Source organism: Acutalibacter intestini, from assembly GCF_034334985.1.
Classification (GTDB): Bacteria; Bacillota; Clostridia; order Oscillospirales; family Acutalibacteraceae; genus Acutalibacter; species Acutalibacter intestini.
In genome coordinates this window covers 74400-93248 of sequence record NZ_JAWXXL010000001.1, presented here as the reverse complement: position 1 = coordinate 93248, position 18849 = coordinate 74400, and the positions used below count along the sequence as shown (strand labels likewise).

General features: G+C 59.9%; 22 protein-coding genes. 2 read left to right on the top strand and 20 right to left on the bottom strand.

Annotated features, from left to right (window positions below; all coding sequences use genetic code 11):
- Positions 1-58 precede the first annotated feature (58 nt).
- The 19 genes from U8U68_RS00405 to ruvC all read right to left on the bottom strand — a co-directional run bounded on the left by U8U68_RS00405 (position 59) and on the right by ruvC (position 14986).
- Positions 59-298 (bottom strand): GrpB family protein, encoded by a 240-nt coding sequence (locus tag U8U68_RS00405; protein WP_322198881.1) that lies wholly within the window; start codon positions 296-298, stop codon positions 59-61.
- Between the two features lie 18 nt (positions 299-316).
- Positions 317-733 carry a GNAT family N-acetyltransferase gene (locus tag U8U68_RS00400; protein WP_322198880.1) on the bottom strand — a complete coding sequence of 139 codons (417 nt, stop codon included), beginning with the start codon at positions 731-733 and terminating at the stop codon, positions 317-319.
- 21 nt (positions 734-754) lie between these two features.
- Positions 755-1381, bottom strand: coding sequence for a hypothetical protein (locus U8U68_RS00395; protein ID WP_322198879.1), 627 nt, complete (start codon positions 1379-1381; stop codon positions 755-757).
- 25 nt (positions 1382-1406) lie between these two features.
- Positions 1407-2225: an energy-coupling factor transporter transmembrane component T family protein gene (locus U8U68_RS00390; protein ID WP_322198878.1), complete on the bottom strand. Its 819-nt coding sequence runs from the start codon at positions 2223-2225 to the stop codon at positions 1407-1409.
- On the bottom strand, positions 2215-3087 hold the full coding sequence (locus tag U8U68_RS00385) for an energy-coupling factor transporter ATPase (protein ID WP_322198877.1): 873 nt from the start codon (positions 3085-3087) through the stop codon (positions 2215-2217). Before U8U68_RS00385 ends, U8U68_RS00390 begins: the two co-directional genes overlap by 11 nt.
- 39 nt (positions 3088-3126) lie before the next feature.
- Positions 3127-3519 (bottom strand): hypothetical protein, encoded by a 393-nt coding sequence (locus U8U68_RS00380; protein WP_322198876.1) that lies wholly within the window; start codon positions 3517-3519, stop codon positions 3127-3129.
- Positions 3506-4072 (bottom strand): GNAT family N-acetyltransferase, encoded by a 567-nt coding sequence (locus U8U68_RS00375; protein WP_322198875.1) that lies wholly within the window; start codon positions 4070-4072, stop codon positions 3506-3508. The genes U8U68_RS00380 and U8U68_RS00375 overlap by 14 nt, the downstream gene beginning before the upstream one ends.
- A 13-nt stretch (positions 4073-4085) precedes the next feature.
- Positions 4086-4922 carry an energy-coupling factor transporter ATPase gene (locus tag U8U68_RS00370; protein WP_322198874.1) on the bottom strand — a complete coding sequence of 279 codons (837 nt, stop codon included), beginning with the start codon at positions 4920-4922 and terminating at the stop codon, positions 4086-4088.
- A 385-nt stretch (positions 4923-5307) separates the two neighbouring features.
- Complete coding sequence (locus U8U68_RS00365) at positions 5308-5661, bottom strand: hypothetical protein (RefSeq protein WP_322198873.1); 354 nt, start codon at positions 5659-5661, stop codon at positions 5308-5310.
- Complete coding sequence (locus tag U8U68_RS00360) at positions 5658-6527, bottom strand: class I SAM-dependent methyltransferase (RefSeq protein ID WP_322198872.1); 870 nt, start codon at positions 6525-6527, stop codon at positions 5658-5660. Before U8U68_RS00360 ends, U8U68_RS00365 begins: the two co-directional genes overlap by 4 nt.
- Positions 6528-6797: 270 nt before the next feature.
- The gene (locus tag U8U68_RS00355) at positions 6798-7757 is read right to left on the bottom strand and encodes a methyltransferase domain-containing protein (protein ID WP_322198871.1); all 960 of its coding nucleotides are present in this window, start codon (positions 7755-7757) and stop codon (positions 6798-6800) included.
- Between the two features lie 397 nt (positions 7758-8154).
- Positions 8155-9507, bottom strand: coding sequence for a phosphoglucosamine mutase (gene glmM / locus U8U68_RS00350; protein WP_322198870.1), 1353 nt, complete (start codon positions 9505-9507; stop codon positions 8155-8157).
- A gap of 76 nt (positions 9508-9583) precedes the next feature.
- Positions 9584-10429 (bottom strand): class I SAM-dependent methyltransferase, encoded by an 846-nt coding sequence (locus tag U8U68_RS00345; protein WP_322198869.1) that lies wholly within the window; start codon positions 10427-10429, stop codon positions 9584-9586.
- 5 nt (positions 10430-10434) lie between these two features.
- Positions 10435-11493: a Holliday junction branch migration DNA helicase RuvB gene (gene ruvB / locus U8U68_RS00340; RefSeq protein WP_437124412.1), complete on the bottom strand. Its 1059-nt coding sequence runs from the start codon at positions 11491-11493 to the stop codon at positions 10435-10437.
- A 92-nt stretch (positions 11494-11585) separates the two neighbouring features.
- On the bottom strand, positions 11586-11903 hold the full coding sequence (locus tag U8U68_RS00335; RefSeq protein WP_322198868.1) for a cupin domain-containing protein: 318 nt from the start codon (positions 11901-11903) through the stop codon (positions 11586-11588).
- A 336-nt stretch (positions 11904-12239) separates the two neighbouring features.
- Entirely contained in the window at positions 12240-12788 is a 549-nt protein-coding gene (locus U8U68_RS00330) for a hypothetical protein (protein WP_322198867.1), read from the bottom strand.
- Positions 12785-13711 (bottom strand): phosphotransferase, encoded by a 927-nt coding sequence (locus U8U68_RS00325; RefSeq protein WP_322198866.1) that lies wholly within the window; start codon positions 13709-13711, stop codon positions 12785-12787. Before U8U68_RS00325 ends, U8U68_RS00330 begins: the two co-directional genes overlap by 4 nt.
- A gap of 12 nt (positions 13712-13723) precedes the next feature.
- Positions 13724-14335 (bottom strand): Holliday junction branch migration protein RuvA, encoded by a 612-nt coding sequence (ruvA, locus tag U8U68_RS00320; RefSeq protein WP_322198865.1) that lies wholly within the window; start codon positions 14333-14335, stop codon positions 13724-13726.
- 141 nt (positions 14336-14476) lie between these two features.
- Positions 14477-14986 (bottom strand): crossover junction endodeoxyribonuclease RuvC, encoded by a 510-nt coding sequence (ruvC, locus tag U8U68_RS00315; RefSeq protein ID WP_322198864.1) that lies wholly within the window; start codon positions 14984-14986, stop codon positions 14477-14479.
- Positions 14987-15391: 405 nt separating this feature from the next.
- On the opposite strand from ruvC, the gene U8U68_RS00310 reads away from it, so the two are divergent.
- Both U8U68_RS00310 and U8U68_RS00305 read left to right on the top strand, forming a co-directional pair.
- The gene (locus U8U68_RS00310) at positions 15392-16744 is read left to right on the top strand and encodes a PepSY1/2 domain-containing protein (RefSeq protein ID WP_322198863.1); all 1353 of its coding nucleotides are present in this window, start codon (positions 15392-15394) and stop codon (positions 16742-16744) included.
- Between the two features lie 74 nt (positions 16745-16818).
- Positions 16819-17577: a helix-turn-helix domain-containing protein gene (locus tag U8U68_RS00305; RefSeq protein WP_322198862.1), complete on the top strand. Its 759-nt coding sequence runs from the start codon at positions 16819-16821 to the stop codon at positions 17575-17577.
- 439 nt (positions 17578-18016) lie between these two features.
- On the opposite strand, the gene U8U68_RS00300 is transcribed toward U8U68_RS00305, so the two are convergent.
- Positions 18017-18670 (bottom strand): alpha/beta fold hydrolase, encoded by a 654-nt coding sequence (locus tag U8U68_RS00300; protein WP_322198861.1) that lies wholly within the window; start codon positions 18668-18670, stop codon positions 18017-18019.
- Positions 18671-18849 lie beyond the last annotated feature (179 nt).

Here is an 18849-nt window from a genome sequence, read left to right as displayed (position 1 = left end):
TATCCGTTGGACATACGCTCAATTTTGCCGCTTTCAATGTCCCGCAGCATGCGCCGCTTCAGCCCCGCGTACTCTGCCGCCGCAGGACATCCCCTTTACCCACAAAAGGGTCCTCCGCCCGGGTGGCAAGCTCTTCCCCATAGCCAATGGTTTTCAGAGCCCTCTGTAATTCCGTCACATTGCAGCTGGCGTCGATCTCCAGCAAAATGTCCACAATGGGCTTTGCCACCAGCCCCGGAACCGCGCTGCTGCCAATATGGTTTAGGCGTGCAGCGTCCCTTGGGCCAGCGGCGCGCAATATCGCCGCTTTCTCCCCTCACTCCACCGCCTTCATCATCTTCAGCCGGATGCCCTCGTTGGCGTCAAAGCCCAGCTTTTCATAAAAGGGGGCCTTGTCCGGCACGGCGCACAGCTCCACAAATATCTCGGTGCCCCGAACGCCGTGGTCGTTGACAAACTGAAGCAGCTGGTCCATCATCAGCCGCCCAATCCCCCTGTGCTGGTACTCCGGCCGCACCACCACGTCTTTCACGTAGTAGTTCAGTCCCATGTCCCCCAGCATCCTGGCCATTCCCACGATTTTGCCCCCATCCCACACAGATACCCGAAACAGGGTGTGCTCCATGGCCAGCCGCACCTGCTCCGGCGCGGGCCCCTGGTCCCATACTGTCTCCCACAGCTCGATAAATTCCTGGGCCGTCAGTTCATTTTGCTTTATTACAAATCCTTCCATTTGGTTTCCTCTCCAAATTCCTCACTGTGCGCACTGCACAGCGGGGTTTTCCACCAGCTCCAGCTGGACCGCCATAGGGGGCAGGCCCAGGCTTTCCAGGTCTGCCAGGGCCTGGCGCAGCACCGGCCGGGCGTTTTGCGCGGATATCTCCCCCCGATACCCCGTTACGGCCATCTCGCTGCCAAGGGGAATGCCCATAGAAGCCAGTACGCTCTTTAGGTCCCGGCCCGCTTTCACTGCCTCCCACACGCTGCTAAACTGAAAGTGCCCGTACCGGGCCACGTCGCCCAGCAGTTCTTCGCCCCACACGCTCTCGTAGTACTCCACAAGACCCATATTTTCCGGCACAAAGGCGGGCATGCCCGCCAGCCGTTCTTCCAGCAGGCGGCCCAGCTCCTCTATTCTGTCCCCCTGGCCCGCCTGGTTCCAGTATGCCACGGCAAAGGCGTTCACCAGCATTTCCTCTTTCACAGGGGAGGTCCGCAGCCCCTGGGCCTCCGTCACGCAGTGCCCAAGCTCGTGGAGGATGTTATACCAGTGGAAGTACAGGTCGAACTTGTACTGGGTGTTCTCTTCCCCAAACAGCGCCCGAAAGGCCTCCCGCTGCTGGCTGGTCCCCTTTTCGTATTGCCCGGATATAATCTTCACGCAGTCCATCCCCTTTCTACTGGAGCTACCGCACAATGGCCGGCGGGAACCCCACATTCAACACAATAAACACTCCCAGCGCCACCGCCGCCGAGCAGAGAATCAGCCAGTCCGCTCCCCCAAAGCGCAGCACCTTCATCTTGGTGCGGCCCTGGCCCCCGTGGTAGCAGCGGCTCTCCATGGCTGTGGCCAGGTCAAAGGCCCGCCGGAACGCCGACACGAACAGGGGAATCAGCACTGGCACCAGGGCCTTGATCCGCTGGATAATCCCCCCGCTCTCCATGTCCGCCCCCCGGGCCTTTTGGGCGCTCATAATCTTGTCCGTCTCCTCTAAAAGCAGGGGAACAAACCGCAGTGCGATGGTCATCATCATGGCAAACTCGTGCACCGGCACCCCCAGCTTTGAAAGAGGCCGCAGCAGCCGCTCGATAGCGTCGGTGAGCTGGTTGGGGGAGGTGGTAAAGGTGAGCACCGAGCTGGCCAGAATCAGCACCACAATGCGCACAGACACAAAAAAGCTGTTTAGCAGCCCGTTTTTCGTGATTTTGATAAAGCCCAGCTGCCACAGGGGGTCCCCGGTGCCGTAAAAGACGTTTAACACCGCGGTAAACACAATGATGAACAGCACGGGTTTCAGGCTGCGCAGGTACATCTTTAAGGGGATTTTAGAAAGGGCCATGCCCAGGCCAATGTACCCCACCGCCAGGGCCAGGCTGAAGAAATTCCCCGCCGCGAAGATCAGCACAATGGAAAAGATGGTCAGGCAGATTTTCAGCCTGGGGTCCGTCCGGTGCAGAACCGACGGGGCTGGAAAATATTGGCCCAAGGTAATATCAGAGAGCATTCTTCCGCCCCCTTTCTTTGAGATAGGGAATCAGCTGCTTCAGGGCATCGTCCACCGTCAGGGTGGCGGGGTCCACCGGCCAGCCCAGCTTTTGCAGCTCTCCCATGATTTTCGTAATCTGCGGCACCCGCAGGCCCACGGCCTCCAGCGCTTCCCCCCGGGAAAACACCTCTTTGGTGGGGGCCAGGGCCTGTTTGCGCCCACCGCCCATTACCAGCAGCCGGTCCGCCGCCCGGCCGATGTCCTCCATGCTGTGGGAGACCAGCAGCACTGTGTTGCCCCGCTCCTTGTGGTATTGGCCAATCTGCGCCAGCAGCACGTCCCGGCCCCGGGGGTCCAGGCCGGCGGTGGGCTCGTCCAAAATCAGCACCTCGGGGTCCATGGCAATCACCCCCGCAATGGCGGCCCGGCGCTTTTCGCCCCCAGAGAGTTCAAAGGGGGACTTTTCCAGCAGCTCCTCCCGCAGGCCGGTAAACCGGGCGGCCTCTTGGGCCCGCTCTTTGGCCTCTTCGTCCGAAAGGCCCATGTTCTTGGGCCCGAACATGATGTCTTTGAGCACCGTCTCCTCAAAGAGCTGGTACTCTGGGTATTGGAACACCATCCCCACCCGAAAGCGCACGGCTCGTATCTTTTTGGGCTCTTGCCAAATGTCCCGGCCCTCCAGCAGCACCTGGCCAGCGGTGGGGCGGATCAGGCCGTTGAGCATTTGAATCAGGGTGGACTTTCCGCTGCCCGTGTGGCCAATGACCCCCACGAACTCCCCTTTCTCAATGGCAATGGACACATCTTTCACAGCGGTTTTCTCAAAAGGGGTGCCCTGGCCATAGACATAGCACAGGTTTTTAGTCTCTAGTATTGGCATTTGAATGATCTCCACTCCTTGTCCCTTAGATGCACGGGTTTAGTCTCTCTTCGTCAGCACCTCATATCTCCTCTTCTTTCGCTCGCTGTATCTGCCCCATGTCTCCCGCTCCATTATCAGCGGCGGGGCCTGGAATAGAGAACGCTTTTTCCTCACCCAGAAGGTCCTTCCCTGGCAGATGTCCAGCAAGTCCCCGAATATTTCCTCCTCCGGGGGATGCCAGTGGGTCAGCGGGCGCTCCCGGCCCCGGCGGTCCGTCCAGGCTGTGGCAATGGTCTCGAAACAGACCCAAAGGCGAATGCCGTTGGGCAGCCGCCATAGGAGAACGTCCTCTTTCAGGGCCAGCTCCCCCGCCGGGTTCTGCCGCCGGAGGGCCTCATACAGCTCCTCCATGCCGCGGGGGACAAAGCTCCCTCTCTCATGTTCCATCATACCCCCGCGCGTCCGCTGAAGCGTCCGGGACGCAGTCCCAATAAAAAATGATGTCCGCCTTTCCCTCTTGGGGGGTGCCTTTATACACCTGGGTATCCAGGCCCCCAATGACAAAGCCCATCTTCAGGTAGAACCGGCACGCGGCCAGGTTGTTATCCTGGCCCTGGGTGTAGACGCCCCGGTAGCCGGCGTCCAGGGCCACCTGGCGGGCCTTTTCCATCAGTTGCCTGGCCACGCCCTTGCCCCGGTACTCCCGGTTGACCTTCAAATCATACAGGTACATGTACTTAAAAAACCCGCTCTGCATCACTGCCAGGCCCACGCAGGCCTCACCGTCATAGGCGCCAATGAACACGGTGTCCTCGCTCATGGCGTCATAGTCGTAGGGCTCGTCGGGAAAGCGCATCTCCGTAACATGGGGAAGCTTTTCCACCGTATAGCTCCATTCCTGGTGGATATAGCTGGGAATCATCCGCCCAAACAGCGGGAAGGGCTGGTTGGGCAGACGGACGTCCGCCTTGTGCGCGGAGTCAATAACGCGTATCTCTATCAACCATCATTGCCTCCTATTCATTTATATTTATCTTTTTAAAGATCTCCAGGCACTCCTCCACCGAAAGGGGCGAGCTCCCCAGGTCCACCCCCGCCGCCTTTAGCTGGTAGCACAGCTCCGTGGCCTGGGGCACGTCCAGGGCGTGGCGCTTTAGCCGCTCCACCTGGCTAAAGACCTGCCGGGGGCCCCCGTCCATCAGCACCCGGCCCCCGTCCATCACCACCACCCGGCCGGCCCCCACCGCCTCGTCCATATAGTGGGTAATCAGGATAATGGTGATGCCCTTCTCCCGGTTCAGCCGTCGGATGGTGTCCATCACCTCGGTCCGGCCCTGGGGGTCCAGCATGGCGGTGGGCTCGTCCAGCACAATACATTTTGTCTCCATGGCAATAATACCCGCTATGGCCACCCGCTGCTTTTGCCCGCCAGAAAGCTTGTGGGGGGCGTGGCCCCGGTAGTCGTACATATCCACCGCCCGCAGGGCCTGGTCCACCCGGCGGCGGATCTCCTCCGGAGGAATGCCCAGGTTTTCGGGGCCAAAGGCCACGTCCTCTTCCACCACCCCGGCCACCAGCTGGTTGTCCGGGTTCTGCTGCACCAGGCCCACCCGCCGGCGCACGTCCAGCTGGCGGTTCTCGTCCGCTGTGTCGATGCCGTCCACCAGCACCTGGCCCCCTGTAGGAACCAGCATCCCGTTAAACAGCTTGGCCATGGTGGATTTTCCGCAGCCATTATGGCCCAACAGGGCCACAAACTGCCCCTCTTCAACACGCAAATCAATATCATGCAGGACCTCCGGGCTTTCGCCGTCATACCGAAAGCTCACGCCCCGCGCTTCTATAAACGCCATGATTTTCACCGCCTTGTATCTCGGATAAAGTTTTTTCTGATGAGCCGGGCGCCCGCCCGCACCGCTTTTTCTCCCGCGCTGGCTGGCCGCTGTTCCGGTGGTTAACCGCCGGAACACGCTGGGATTGGAGGAAGGGCAAGGGCCGGGGGGCACCCCCGGACCCCCGATGGCGGCGCGGAGTTGTCGCTCCCTCTTTGACTCGTGGGGCGGAGTTGGGCTGGGGGGACCATCTCTGATGGGTTCGCGCCGCCAATGGCTGTTATCCAGCACCTGCCAGGACGCGGGGCTCTGCCCCGCACCCCGCCAGGAGAAACTAGTTTCCCCTGGACTCCTTTTTGCGCTTCGCGGCGTTTTCTTTTGGCCGCTGTGTTCCTTTTGGCTCCTTTTATGGATCTGGGTACCGGTTCTTCCACCAAGTATAGCAGCCAGAGGCCAAAAAGTCCAGAAACAGAATCAGGTACAGGGGCAGCATGGGCACATGAGAGGCCCCCTCTTCCGCTGTATGGTCCATGGCCAGCATAAAAAACGCGCAGGCCAGCGCCGCCAGGGTAAACCAGGTCCTGGGCTTCAGCTTTGGTACGCCCCGCCGCCAGGGCTGCCGCATTAACACTACGGCTCCCATAAACACTCCCCCTGTCAGCAGATACCCCAGCCACAGGGCGCCCTGGCCGGACCACATCCACTCGTACACCACAGCCGCCGCCCACGCGGCCCCTATGCCCCAATAGCTCCACGTCATCCCTTGTCCCCCCCGCTCCAAATAGCTGTGTTGCCGCAGGGCAGGCTTAGGCCGCTGGCCGTTACCCGCAGGCCAATCTCCTCTGCCCAGACCCCGCCCCCCAAAGGGCCCAGCAGTTCGCTAAGCAGATAGCCCATCACCGTGGGAGAAAGCCCCGTGGTGTAGGAGTTCAGGATAAAGAATAAGGGTCTGTCGCTTAGGATGCCCCGGCATTGCTCTACCAGGCCGTACAGCTGCTCCTCCAGCTTCCACACCTCGCCCCCGGGCCCCCGGCCGTAAGAGGGCGGGTCCATAATAATGCCGTCGTAGCGGCTGCCCCGGCGGGCCTCTCGCCCCACAAACTTCACGCAGTCGTCCACCAGCCAGCGCACCGGCCGGTCCAAAAGCCCGCTGGCCCCGGCGTTCTCCTTGGCCCACTGGACCATGCCCTTGGCCGCGTCCACGTGGGTAACGGCGGCCCCGGCCGCAAGACAGGCCACGGTGGCCGCGCCGGTGTAGCCAAACAGGTTCAGCACCTTCACCGGTCGGCCCGCGCCCCGAATCTTTTCCATGGCCCAGGCCCAGTTCACTGCCTGCTCGGGGAACAGCCCCGTGTGCTTAAAGCCCATGGGCTTTAGCCGGAAGCTAAGCCCCTGCCAGCCAATCCGCCACACCTCCGGCATTTTTTTGTAGGCTTCCCAGTGCCCGCCCCCTTTGTTGGACCGGTGGTACCGGGCGTGGGCCTTTTCCCAGCGGGGGTCCCTTTTTCCCCCCCGCCAGATGATCTGGGGGTCCGGGCGGATCAGAAGGATGTCCCCCCAGCGCTCCAGGCGCTCCCCTGCCGCCGCGTCGATCAGTTCATAGTCCTGCCACTTTGCTGTTCTCATGCCTTCCCTCATTCCGCGACCACTAAAACGCCGTTTTCTGTTGTCGCCTCAATTTTCATTGTCTTTCTCCTTAATTATTTTAAGCCGTGTTCACATAAGCTGAGTATGCAGATTTTGGAGTCAATTTTTGTCAGATGCACGGCGAAAATTCGCAGACGTGCTCGCGTACTTCAAGAATTTTCAACGCAGAAGATGGCAAAAATTTGCCAAAAACATGCGTACGAACGCTTATGTGAGCACGCCCTAGGCAACAACCGCGCAATAGGGTGCTTAGTATTGTGCGGGATTGCCTGTAGATTTCTCCGCCGCGGCGAACAGGTTGTCTTTGCCCATGCCCAGCACATAGGGGTTTTGGTCATAGACAAAGCAAAAGTCCAAAAAGTCCCGCTTCTGCTGTGGGTCGCGCATCAGTTTTTGCAATATCTCATGGGGCACGGTGCGGGCATAGGCCCCCGGGGCGCTCATGCGGATCTCCCGGAGCCCCAGGCGTTCCAAAATGCTCTGCAGCTCGTCCGGCAGAAAGCAGTAGGTGATGCACCAGGGCGCTCCGCCCCGCTCATACTCGTCAATTTCCGCCTGGCCGCCCATCAGCCCCTGGGCCAGCAGCCGCTCTGCCGCCCCCTTGTCAAAGCGGAAGCCCTTCACCAGGGCTTCTTTGTTTTCCAGGCACCACTGCACATAGGGGTCGTCGCAGCTGGGGTCCAGGATAAACTGATTTTTATTGAGGGGATTGGCCAAGTACGGCAGCGACCCCAGCCGGGAGCTGACGCTAAGCAGCAGCCTCTTTTTGCAGATACGGGCCAGCTCCCCAAGGACCCGCTCCTGGTTGGGGTAGGTGTAGGAAACCGGCGCGTCAAAGGACATCACCAGGTCAAACTGCCCGTCCCTATAGGCCGAAAGGTCCTCCAGGGCCCCCTGGACAAAGGTCATCCGGTCCAGCACCCCGGCCTGGGCCGCCAGCTCTTGGGCTTTGTCCAGCATGGGCTGGGAGATGTCGAAATGGGTCACCCGCAGACCCCGCCTGGCCAGCGGGATGGAGAACCGCCCGCAGCCTCCGCCGCCGTCAAACACGGTCTCCACGCCCTTCAGCGCACCCAAGATCTGGCGCTCCAGGTGGTCCTTTTGAATAATGTCGTCCATAAAGGTGGCTTCTCTTTGGCTTTCCAGCTGGCCCTTGTCGGGCTGGTTCCACTGGCGCTGGGAGATTTTTTGGCTGTAGCTTGGTTCCATAAGTTCACTTCCTTTTGGTCTGTTGCGTTTCGGGCGTTCCACCCGGTTTTTTTGTTTTGGTTGATTTTGGACTCTCCGCCCAGGGCGGGGCTTCTTCTGGCTTGTTTGAACTTCGGCCTCCCCGCCTGGGGCAGCCCACTTCTGGCCGTCCGCTGTCCAAAAAATCCCGCTTTGCTCATTTTTAGGATTCGCTGCCCGCAGGCGGCGCTCGCCGCGCGCTCTATCCTGGCTATCCTAAAAGTACTGCCGCGCCGCTCTATCTTACCTTCTCGCGCCGCTTAAGGTCAAGGTCTTGGGGCGCTGCCCCAAACCCCGCAGCCTTTGAAAAGGCTGGCGAAACTTTTACTCCGCCTCTACGCTTCTGCTCCCGCTAGCTACTGCCTCGAGGCCGTCAGGCTTAGCAGAGTTCCTCTCTGATGACTTTGGCTACGCTTTGGGCCAGCTCCTCAATCTGGACCTGGTCCCGGCCCTCTACCATCACCCGCAGCAGGGGCTCGGTGCCGCTGGGCCGCACAATGACCCGGCCCTCGCCGCCCAAAATGCCGCTGACCCGGTCGATCTCCTGCCGCACCCGCTGGTCGGTGTAAAAGGCCAGCTTGCCTTCAGGAGAGACCTGGATGTTCACCATGGTCTGGGGATAGCGCTCCATGGCCGTGGCCAGAGAGGAAAGCTTCCCCTGCCGCCTGTGCATCAGGCTAAGCAGCTGGCAGGCGGTCAGCTGGCCGTCGCCCGTGGTGGCAAAGTCTCTAAAGATTACGTGGCCGCTCTGCTCGCCCCCAAAGCTGTAGCCTTCCAGCCGCATCTGCTCCAGCACGTAGCGGTCACCCACCTTGGTGGCCTCAAAGCGCATCCCGTTGTCCTCGCAGAACTTCTGGAAGCCCAGGTTGGTCATAATGGTGCCCACCACGGTGTTTTTGTACAGCTTGCCCCGGCTCTTCATGTCCAGGGCGCAGATGGCCATAATAAAGTCGCCGTCTACAAATTCGCCCTTCTCGTCCACCATCAGGCAGCGGTCCGCGTCGCCGTCAAAGGCCACGCCCGCGTCCAGGTCGTGGGCCTTCACATACTCGATGAGCCCCTCCATGTGGGTGGAGCCGCAATGGTCGTTTACGTTAATGCCGTCGGGGCTCTGGTTCAGCATAGTGACCTCTGCCCCCAGCTCGGTAAACAGGGCCTCCGCCGTGGCGCTGGCCGAGCCATTGGCGCAGTCTATGGCAATTCTCATGCCGTCCAGGGCAAAGTGCACGGTGCTCTTCACATGGTCAATGTAGTCTCTCACCGCTGTTTCCGCCCGGCTGACAGTGCCAATGCCGTCGTCCTGGGGCAGCTGGCCGGAAATATCGGTCTTGCCCAGAATGATGTCCTCAATGCGCTCTTCCAGGTCGTCCGGCAGCTTAAAGCCGTCGCCGGAGAAGATTTTGATGCCGTTGTACTCGAAAGAGTTGTGGCTGGCGGAGATCATAATTCCCGCGTCCGCCTTGTACTTCTCCACCAAATAGGCCACCGCGGGAGTCGGTACCACGCCCAGGGTGACCACGCTGGCCCCTATGCTGCACAGCCCCCCGGCCATGGCGTTTTCCAGCATGTCAGAGGAGAGCCGGGTGTCCTTGCCGATGAGCACCCGGGGGTGGCGGTTGGATTTGTTGGTCAATACCTGGGCGGCGGCGCGCCCCAGCTGGGTGGCCAGCTCACAGGTCAGGTCTTTATTGGCAATGCCTCTGATTCCGTCTGTTCCAAAAAGCCGTCCCATAAAAAAACACTTCACTTTCTCAAAAAGATTAAGATTTATAATATATATGCTGTCCTATTCTTCAGGAGCCACGGGCTTATTCACTTTGCTTCCTGCAAATTGCGTCCTGCAAATTGCGTCCCGCAAAGGCGATCATCTCCGGCAAAACCGCCGCCGGGTTTTTGTGCCAGTCGTATAGGGCGTCCACTTCCTCCCGGCTCACCTGGCGGCCGTTTACCATTTCATGGTTGCCCACAAAGAACGGCCGCTCGTAGTCTGGCTTTGGCATGATCTCCTCCATGTGCAAAAGACCAACGCCCGCCTCCAGCATGGCGTTTACTATATCCTGTATGCGCCAGGCAAAGTTCACGGTAGTCTCGTCCTCAAAGGGGCCTGTCCAGTCATAGGGCTTTACCACCTTCATCCCTTCGCCAAAGGGCCGCTGAAAGGGGTGCAGCTCATACATCACATATACGCCCCCGGGCTTTAGTACGCGGCTGACGTTTCTGTACATAGAGGGCAGGTCGTTTAGCCACACATGCACCCCATTGGAGGTGTATACCAAATCGTATTCGCCGTCCGGCACTCCCGCCAGCCGCATGGTATCCTCCTGTTGAAAGGTCATGCGTTTTTCCAGCCCCAGCTTCCCGGCGGCGGCCTTTGCCGCGGCCAGCTGGTTTTTTGAGATGTCGCAGGAGGTCACCCGGGCCCCCAGCAGGGCAAAAGCCAGCGCCGCGTTATTGTCCCCGCTGGAGGGCACACAGACCCGCCTGTTCAAAAGCTCCGGCACATACCTTTGCAGCATGGCCCACACCGCTGGGTCAAAGGCGCTCTGGGGCCTTGTTTTCAGGCGTTCCAATATTTTGTCCGATAGGTTAAAAGCCATATACTTCTGGGAAATTTCCTCCCAGTCCCGCCGGTTCTTTTCTACAATATCTGCCATGGCTCTCACTCCATTCTCATTTGCAGCTCCTCTTCTGCCCGCAGCCGGCTGGGCAGGGGCAGGCCCAGGTGGGCGCAGGCCGCCGGGGTGACACAGCGGCCCCGGGGGGTGCGGGTCAAAAAGCCCAGCTGCATTAGGTAGGGCTCGTTCACGTCCTCAATGGTCACCGCCTCTTCGCCAATGGCCGCCGCCAGGGTCTCCAGCCCCACGGGCCCGCCCCCATAATTTTTGATAATGGCCGCCAGCATATTCCGGTCGCTCTGGTCCAGGCCCAGTTCGTCAATCTCCATGCGCTCCAGGGCGATCTGGGCGGTGTTCAGGGTAATCACGCCCCCGCTCATTACCTGGGCAAAGTCCCGCACCCGCTTTAAGAGCCGGTTGGCAATGCGGGGGGTGCCCCTGCTGCGGGAGGCCAGCTCCAGGGCGGCGTCCGCCTCTATCTCCACCTGTAGAATGCGGGCGCTGCGCCGGACGATTTGTCCTAGCTCCTGGGGGTTGTACAGTTCCAGGCGGAGCATCACCCCAAACCGGTCCCGCAATGGGGCCGAGAGCTGCCCCGCCCGGGTGGTGGCCCCCACCAGGGTGAACCGGGGCAGGGGCAGGTGGTAGCTGGCGGCCATCTGCCCCTTTCCGGTGATAATGTCCAGGGCAAAGTCCTCCATGGCTGGATACAAGATCTCCTCCACCAGCCGGGGCAGGCGGTGGACCTCGTCAATGAACAGCACGTCCCCGGAGGAGAGGTTGGTCAGCAGCGCGGCCAGATCTCCGGGCTTTTCAATGGCCGGTCCACTGGTAATGCGCAGGTTGCTGCCCATTTCCTCTGCCACAATGCCCGCCAGGGTGGTTTTGCCCAGGCCCGGCGGGCCATACAGCAGCACGTGGTCCAGGCTCTCCTTCCGGCTTTTGGCCGCCTCAATATATATTTTCAGGTTCTCCTTTACCTTGTCCTGGCCAATATACTCCCCAAAGGTCTTGGGCCGCAGGGGATTTTCCACCTCCTGGTCCCCGGGGGCATAGCCAGTGTCCATCAGGCGGTTTTCCAGATCCAGGTCATCGCCCGCCATAGCGTCTCTTTCGTTCCAGTCAATGCCATACTGGGCGCTGCCCGGGCCGCCGCTTTTTTCTATCATTCTGTCCGTTTCCTCCTTCCCCGGGCCTAGGTCTGTGTTACGTTGATTTTAATAACCTTCGCCGTTTCATCGCTGTCGTTCCAAATGGAATGGGCCGCGCCCCCCGGCACCACAAAGCTGTGGTCCTTTTCCACCATATGGGCCTCTTCCCCCAGCATCACCCGCACCCGGCCCTCTGTCACAATGAAGATATGGCCGCTCTCGTGGGTGTGGTTTCCCGCCGGGCCACCGCCGCCCTTCTCAATATAAGCCAAGGCTGCCCACTGAATGGCTCCGCCGCCCTCAAACAGCTTTTTTGCCAAAAAGTTCCGGTGTCCCTCCGGGGTCATAAATTCTTCTTGCATCCTGGGTGCTCCCCCTTTTTATAATAGGTTTTTTTCGCTCTTTAAAAACTACCCCAGGGCCTTGGCCTGCTCTGCCGTCCGGATGTCCAGCTGCCTCAAGCAATATTTTTTCTCTTGCATATCTTTCCCCTTTCTAACGGGAATCCCCGGCGGAGCTTGGGGCATTCTCCCAAAACGGAACCCCAGGAAACTCTAAACCAAAGCCCCGTCCTAACGCTATAGTAACCCCCTTGAAAACCAGCAGAGCCACGGGGCGTCCATCCCCCGCCGCTTTTGAACAGAGGGGACCCGCTTCCCTTCCAAAGCAAATATCCGGGCCCAAAAGGCTTTGGGGCCTCACCGCGCCAGCGCCCCAAACTGCCGCTCTGTCATAACCCCGCCCACCAGGGCCCACAGGCGTTCCCGGGCCCTGGTGCGGTCTGTCTCTATGGGAAAGGCCCCTGCCAGCCGCTCCCATTCTTTGGCTGTCCCGTACCGCAGCTGGGACCAGTTCGCGTTTAAGTCCCGGCCCTTTGCCACTGCTGTGGCCAGCAGATTTTCCAGCAGAAAGTCCAGGCCCGCTCGGAACTCCTTGGCCAAAAGACCGCTGGCAGTTTTTAAAAAGGCTGTATCCGCCTCTGGGTTCTCCGCCAGGACCCCCAGCAGCGCCTGGGCAGAAGGCGGCGGGGGCCGGGAAGGCTTCACCGCTTTTAGCAAATAGTAGGCCTCTTGGGAAAGGTAGGTGGTCCGCTTCTTATACGCCTTGCAGTAGAATACCTGGTGGGCGTCCACCAGCTCCATGGCCTCCTGCCAGGTGCAGCCCACGTCCTCCAGGGCGGGCAGTTCCGGGTTCTGGTTGCACAAGAGGACGCCATTTTTCTCCAGCCAGTCCAGCATACGGCTCATAGCCCCGCCTCCCGCAAAATTCCTTCTGCCGCTTCCATTGCCCGCCGGTAGTAGAAGCAGGGCTCCGCCTCCAGCTCTTCCCGGCTCACCCCGGGGTCCAGCAGGCCCTGCTCCAGAAACTCCACATACTCGTTCAGCGCCGCCAGCTTGAGGTCCATCACATACCGCTCCCAAGAGGGCTTGTGTTCCAGCCGCCGGTACATCTCCTCCACAAACCGCCGCCGGGCGGCCTCCTCCATATAAAAGGGAAACTCCCCGGGGGCTGGGCTCTCGCTGCCATGGGCAATGTGCCGGGCAATGTCCAGGGCGTAGGGCATGGTCCCTCCAAAGGCCCAGTCGATGAGATACACCCGTTCCCCGTGGAAGATGGCGTTCAGGGGAAGAAAGTCCCCGCTGGAAAGGGTTCGGGGGCAGTCTACCTGCCGTTTTAAAAAGAGTTCATAGGCCTCCGCCAGCAGGGGGTCGCTCTTTAAGCACTGGGCTCTTTGGTTAATCCGCCGCCAGTAGCGCTGAAAGCGCCCGTCCTCTCGGCCTCCCCAATAGGTGTTTTGTATCTCCGCCAGACTCCGGGCGCTGGCCCCGGCCAGCTCCGGGGTAAAGCGCCGCAGGTCCGGCCCGGGCAGATATTCCAGCAGCAGCCAAAGGTCCCCGCCCCAAAAGGCCCGGCCAAAGTACTCCGGCACCGGGAGGCCCCGGCCCTTCAAATAGGTTTCGTACAGGCGGGCCTCCGCCTCATCGCTCTTTTTCAGCACATAGGCCCTGTCCCCGGCCTCTAGCCGGTAGACGTTGTACTCCCGGCGGTAGTCCCCGTCCTGGTCGCAGAAGCGGCCCACAGCCAAGGGGCCGCCGCGGCCGGTGATCTCCCCCAGCAGCTGGGCAAAGGGGATGGGGCTGTTCTCCACAGGCTTGATAAAAGCGCTCATATGCCCAGCCCCCTAAACCGCGCTGCCAAAAGACTTCAGCGCCAGCCGGATCAGCTCCTCGGGGGGCAGCTGGCTGTCCAGCCGGGCCACGGCGGCCGCCGCCTCGCTGGGCGAGTACCCCAGGGCCACCAGGGCCTCGGCGGCCTGGGCGGCGTGCCCAGCGGCAGAGGGGCCCCCGGGCTGGGGCAGAGAAAGGTCCAGCTCTGTGCCCGCAAAGCTAAGGCCCTTTACCTTGTCCTTCATCTCCAGCACAATGCGCTGGGCCAGCTTGGCCCCCACGCCGCTGGCCCGGGTAAAGCGCTTGGCGTCCCCGGCGGCGGCGGAAAGGGCCACGTCCTCGGGGCTCATCTCTGACAGAATGGAGAGCGCCGCCTTTGGCCCCACGCCGCTGATGGCCGTAAGCATTTTGTAGCAGTTCAGCTCCAGCTGGCTGGCAAAACCGTACAGGTCCAGGGCGTCCTCCCGCACGTTTAAATAGGTAAAAAGCGTGGCCTGCCCCCCAATGGGCGGCAGGGTGCGCAGGGTGCCCATAGAGGTATTGCACCGAAACGCCACCCCGCCCACGTCAATCACCGCCATACCCGGCCCGGTATGGGCCACCTTGCCCGTAATACTATAAAACATGGTTGGCCTCCTTTTAGTTTTACACCTGGTGTGAATTTTTTTTGAGGGACGGCAGGCCTCCGGCGGCCAAAGTTTGGCTTTGGCCGCTCTTGGGCCTTGGCGTTTACCGTGCGTCTATGCCCTCTTCGCCGCTTCCGCCTCTTATCGCCGGTCCAGCTGTATCATCCCCCGCCGCAGGGGCGAACCCGCCGCTTGGCCGTGACAAATAGCCAGGGCCAGGGCGTCGGCTGTGTCGTCTGGCTTTGGGATGCCCGGCAGGTTCAGCAGCCGCCGGGTCATTTCCTGCACCTGGCGCTTTTGGGCCTTACCATAGCCTGTCACCGCCTGCTTCACCTGCATAGGCGTGTACTCAAAAAGGGGTACGCCCCCCTGGGCCAGGGCCAGCAAAAGGACCCCCCTGGCCTCGGCCACGCCAATGCCTGTGGTCTTATTGTTGGTGAAAAAAAGTTTTTCCACTGCCGCCGCCTGGGGCTTCAGCGCGGCCAGAATTTGGGTCATTCCCTCATAAAGCTCTTTCAGCCGCAGGCCGAAGTCCTGCCCCGCGGGGGTGGTGACCGCCCCATACTCAACAGGCCGGTATGTCCCTGTGGCCGCTTCAATCACTCCGTACCCAGTAATAGCGTACCCTGGGTCAATTCCTAAAATGCGCACCTGTTCCCTCCCCCCCCAAAGCCCCGGGCCTGCCCTTTTTGCCCAAGGCCAGCGCCCCAAGCCCGCCGCTTTTCCCAAAGCGGTCCAAGGGCTCTATTCTAAATTTTTTACGTTGATCCAGCGGCCCCTGCCACAAAATAGCAAGGCGCCCGGGAACCGAAAGCCTTCGGCCGCGCGGGCCCGTATCTGGCAAAACAAAAGTCCTTTTCCAAAATCAGCGTTCCCCACATAATAAACCCGACAAGCCCGGTAAGAAGGAATTGTCCGTGTGTTCAAAGACTTGCTTTGAAACCCATTATATCATAGAAGGTTTTTCCAGTCAAAAAAAGTTGATTCCCACGCATGACAAGCCCTCTAATTCGGAAAACTATCCATAATCTTCTAAGAAAGGAAGCCTATAAATAGATGAAAACCCCCACAAAAATTCGTCTTGTCACCTTTTCGCTGGCTTTTCTGGTTCTGCTGGGGGGCTTTTGGCTGGACACCCGCCTAAGCCTCTCGGCCAGCAGCACCCAGCTGGAATATGTTTACCGCCGGGCCCTGGGCGACCTGACCGGCTATGTCACCGGAATGCAGTCCACCCTGGAAAAGGCCCGCTATGCCGGCGCCCCCACCACCCAGACCGAGATCTCCGCCCAGCTGCTGGAGCAAAGCGGCGGCGCAAAGGCCGCCATGGCCGCCCTGCCCCTTTCCCAAGAAAAGGCCGAGGCCATCAGCCGCTTCCTCTCCCGGGTCGGGGACTATGCCCTGTGCGTCAGCCGGAAGTCCTTTTCAGAAGAAGGCCTGGAAAAGTCCGACCTGGAGGGCCTTAGCCTGCTGCAAGACTACGCCGGACGGCTCACCGGGGCTCTCCAGGAGGTGCAGTCTGGTCTCACCGCGGAGGGAAAGAGCCTGGTAAAAATAGAAAGCCGCCTGAACAACCTGGAAGGTCTGGAGGTCCTGGCCAGCCTGGACGATTCTATGGACGAGGCCGCCCAAGAATTCGCCGCCTTTCCCACCCTGCTGTACGACGGCCCCTTCTCTGACCACATTGCCCGCCGCAGGCCCCTGTTTATAGAAAACGCGGAGGGCGTTACCCAGGAGGCGGCGGCCCAAAAAGCCGCGGACTTTTTAGGCTGCGGGGCCGACGCCCTGACATGCACCGGCCAGGGCAGCGGGCCCCTGGCCGCGTATGGTTTTTCCTGGGAGGGCTCTATGGTAAGCGTCACCCGCCAGGGCGGGCAGGTGTGCTATTACAAAAAGGATGGCCAGGTGAAAAGCCCCCGGCTGAACTATCCCCAGGCCCTGGAAGCCGCCAAGGACTTTTTGTCCCAGGCGGGCTTTCCTCCCCTGACAGAGAGCTATTATGTGACCAGCGACGGGCTGTGCACCATCAATTTCCACACCATCGATACCACAGAAAACGGCCAGCAGGCGCTCTGCTACCCAGATCTGGTCAAAGTGACCGTGGAGCTGGAGCAGGGCGGCGCGGTGGAGCTGGACTGCACGGGTTTTCTGATGAACTGCCACCGCCGGACGCTAAAATCCCCCCGGATCCGCCAAGAGGAAGCCCAGCAGACCCTAAGCCCCCTGCTGGAGGTGGAAAAGGCCGGTTTAGCGGTGATTCCCGGACCAGGGCTGGAAGAACTGCTCTGCTGGGAATTTTTGTGCACCGCGGCGGACGGCCGGGAGATCCTAAGCTACGTGAACACAGAGACCGGGCTGGAAGAGCAGCTGTACCTTTTGCAAAAAGACGGGCACGGGGTGCTGACGGTGTAACGGAACCCGCCCTTGCCAAACCGGGAAGAATATGTTATAGTAAAACTTCACCAAGAGGACTCTGGGGGCGCGCCATGATCACCGTAAATTTTGTGGACTATATGCGCAGGGAAACCGCTGGATATGAAATTCTGCGTCCAGCGGGCAGCGGCGACTATCTGTTTCTCTGCTTCCCGCTGCCCATGCGCTTTTCCCACATGGGCCCTTCCCCAGGGCAAGAGATTCTCCTTACCCAAAAGCACGCCTGCATTCTGCTGGCCCCTGGAGACGCCCACTGGTTTTGCGGAAACCCGGAGTTTCTAAACAGCTTCATCCACTTTAACGATCCCCAAGACCAGGTGGGGCGCTTTGGCGTTCCCACCGGGCGGCTTTTCTACCCCACAGGCTTCGAGCGCCTAAACAGCGCAGCCCTGACCATCAAGGAAGAGCTGCTTACCGGCGGCACACTTCACCAGGAGATGGTCCACGCGGCTATGTTGCGGCTTTTGGTATGGATATGCCGGGACTTTGCCCAGGGCGCTTGCGACCCCCTAAAGGAGCAGTTCGAGGCGCTGCGCTACGAAATGCTCTCGGACTGTGCCCGGGAGGTCTCCGTACAAGAGCTGGCGGCTAAAATGTGCATGAGCAGGACCTCCTTCTACAAGTACTACAGCCGCTACTTTGGCTCTTCCCCCAAGCAGGACCTGCTGCGCCTGCGTATGGAAAAGGCGGCGGTTTTGCTTACCAACCAGCAAAAAACCGTGGCCGCGGTGGCCGCGGAAACGGGCTTTAAAAGCGTGGAGCACTTTGCCCGGTATTATAAAAGTTTTTACCACAAGCCGCCCAGGGGCTAGAGTCTGTTTTAAAATCGGAGAAATGCTGGATGAAAAGGAGCCGCCCGCAGTCCGCCAGGCCAAGAACCCGCCTTTGGCTTGGGCCGGCTTTCCCTGGCTTGCCAGATTGCCCGCGCTCAACCCCTTTAATAAACACACTTAAGGCAACACCGCACAATTCTAAGCACCGTCTTGCTTGCAGATTTTCCGTGATAGCGCACAGCGTTCGCTGGTCAATGGTGAGATGGACGGCGCTCAATCTGTACCCTCTCACGAAAAATCTGACTGCCCAATACGGTACTTAGAATTCTGCGGTATTGTCTTAAAAATTGCTACCTGCCGATTTTTAACCAGAAGGGCGTGGTATTGCCCAAACACAAAAAAGGGACAGCCCCGCGCTGCCCCTTTTCCTTTTGCGTAAAGGCCTGTATTTATTAGTCCCCAAAAGAGTTTGATGGTTCTAAATCCACCCAAGCGCCTCTGGCCGCCCTTCCTTTTCCCCATAGAATTCGTTTAATATCCCGGCCAGCGCCTCTGGATTTTCCTCATTCACCACGTGCCCTGTGCGCTCTATAATTTTTAACGCCGCGTTTTCAATATGTTTCCCTAAATACTCCGCCGCCTTCCGGTTTGCCCGGTCCTTTTCTCCGCAAAGAACCAGGGTCCGGCAGCGGATGTTTTGCAGCCGGCCGCTAAAGTCCAGGTTTTTCATGGAGCGGCCCAAAGCAAAGGTATCCTGTTTGCCAAAGGCCGCGCCCTGAAAAAAGGAGCTGGGCAGACACCGAAAAACCATATTTTGTATGCCAAACAGCAGCTTTGGTACCTGATAAGGCGTCCCGATCAACACCAAAGAGTCCACCTGGTCTGGAAAATCCAGGGCGTAATCCAGGGCTAGAATGCCCCCCAGGGAAAGGCCGCATAGCGCCGGCCGCTCCCCCGCCTTCTGGCAGTACTGGACAAAAGCGGCATACAGGTTTTCATAGGCCGCCTCCTTTTCCCCCAGAACCGCGGCCAAGTCAGGGCACAAAATATCCTCTCTGTTTTTCATGCGGGCAAGGGTTGCGTTCCAGCTTTCCGCTTTGTGCCCAGAACCGTGAAGGAAAATCTTTTTCATGGCGCCCTCCTTCCTTCTCAAGGTTTTTTGCTCTCGTCCCAGCCATAGGCCGCTTTTGCCCAACGCAGCCTGGGCCTCGTTTCCCACGAAAGCCCCCAGGCCAGCGCCCCGCCGCCTTAAACAGGGACAAAGGCCGCCAGGGCCCGCCCTTGGGGCCGTCTCCCGTCCCTTTTATTCCC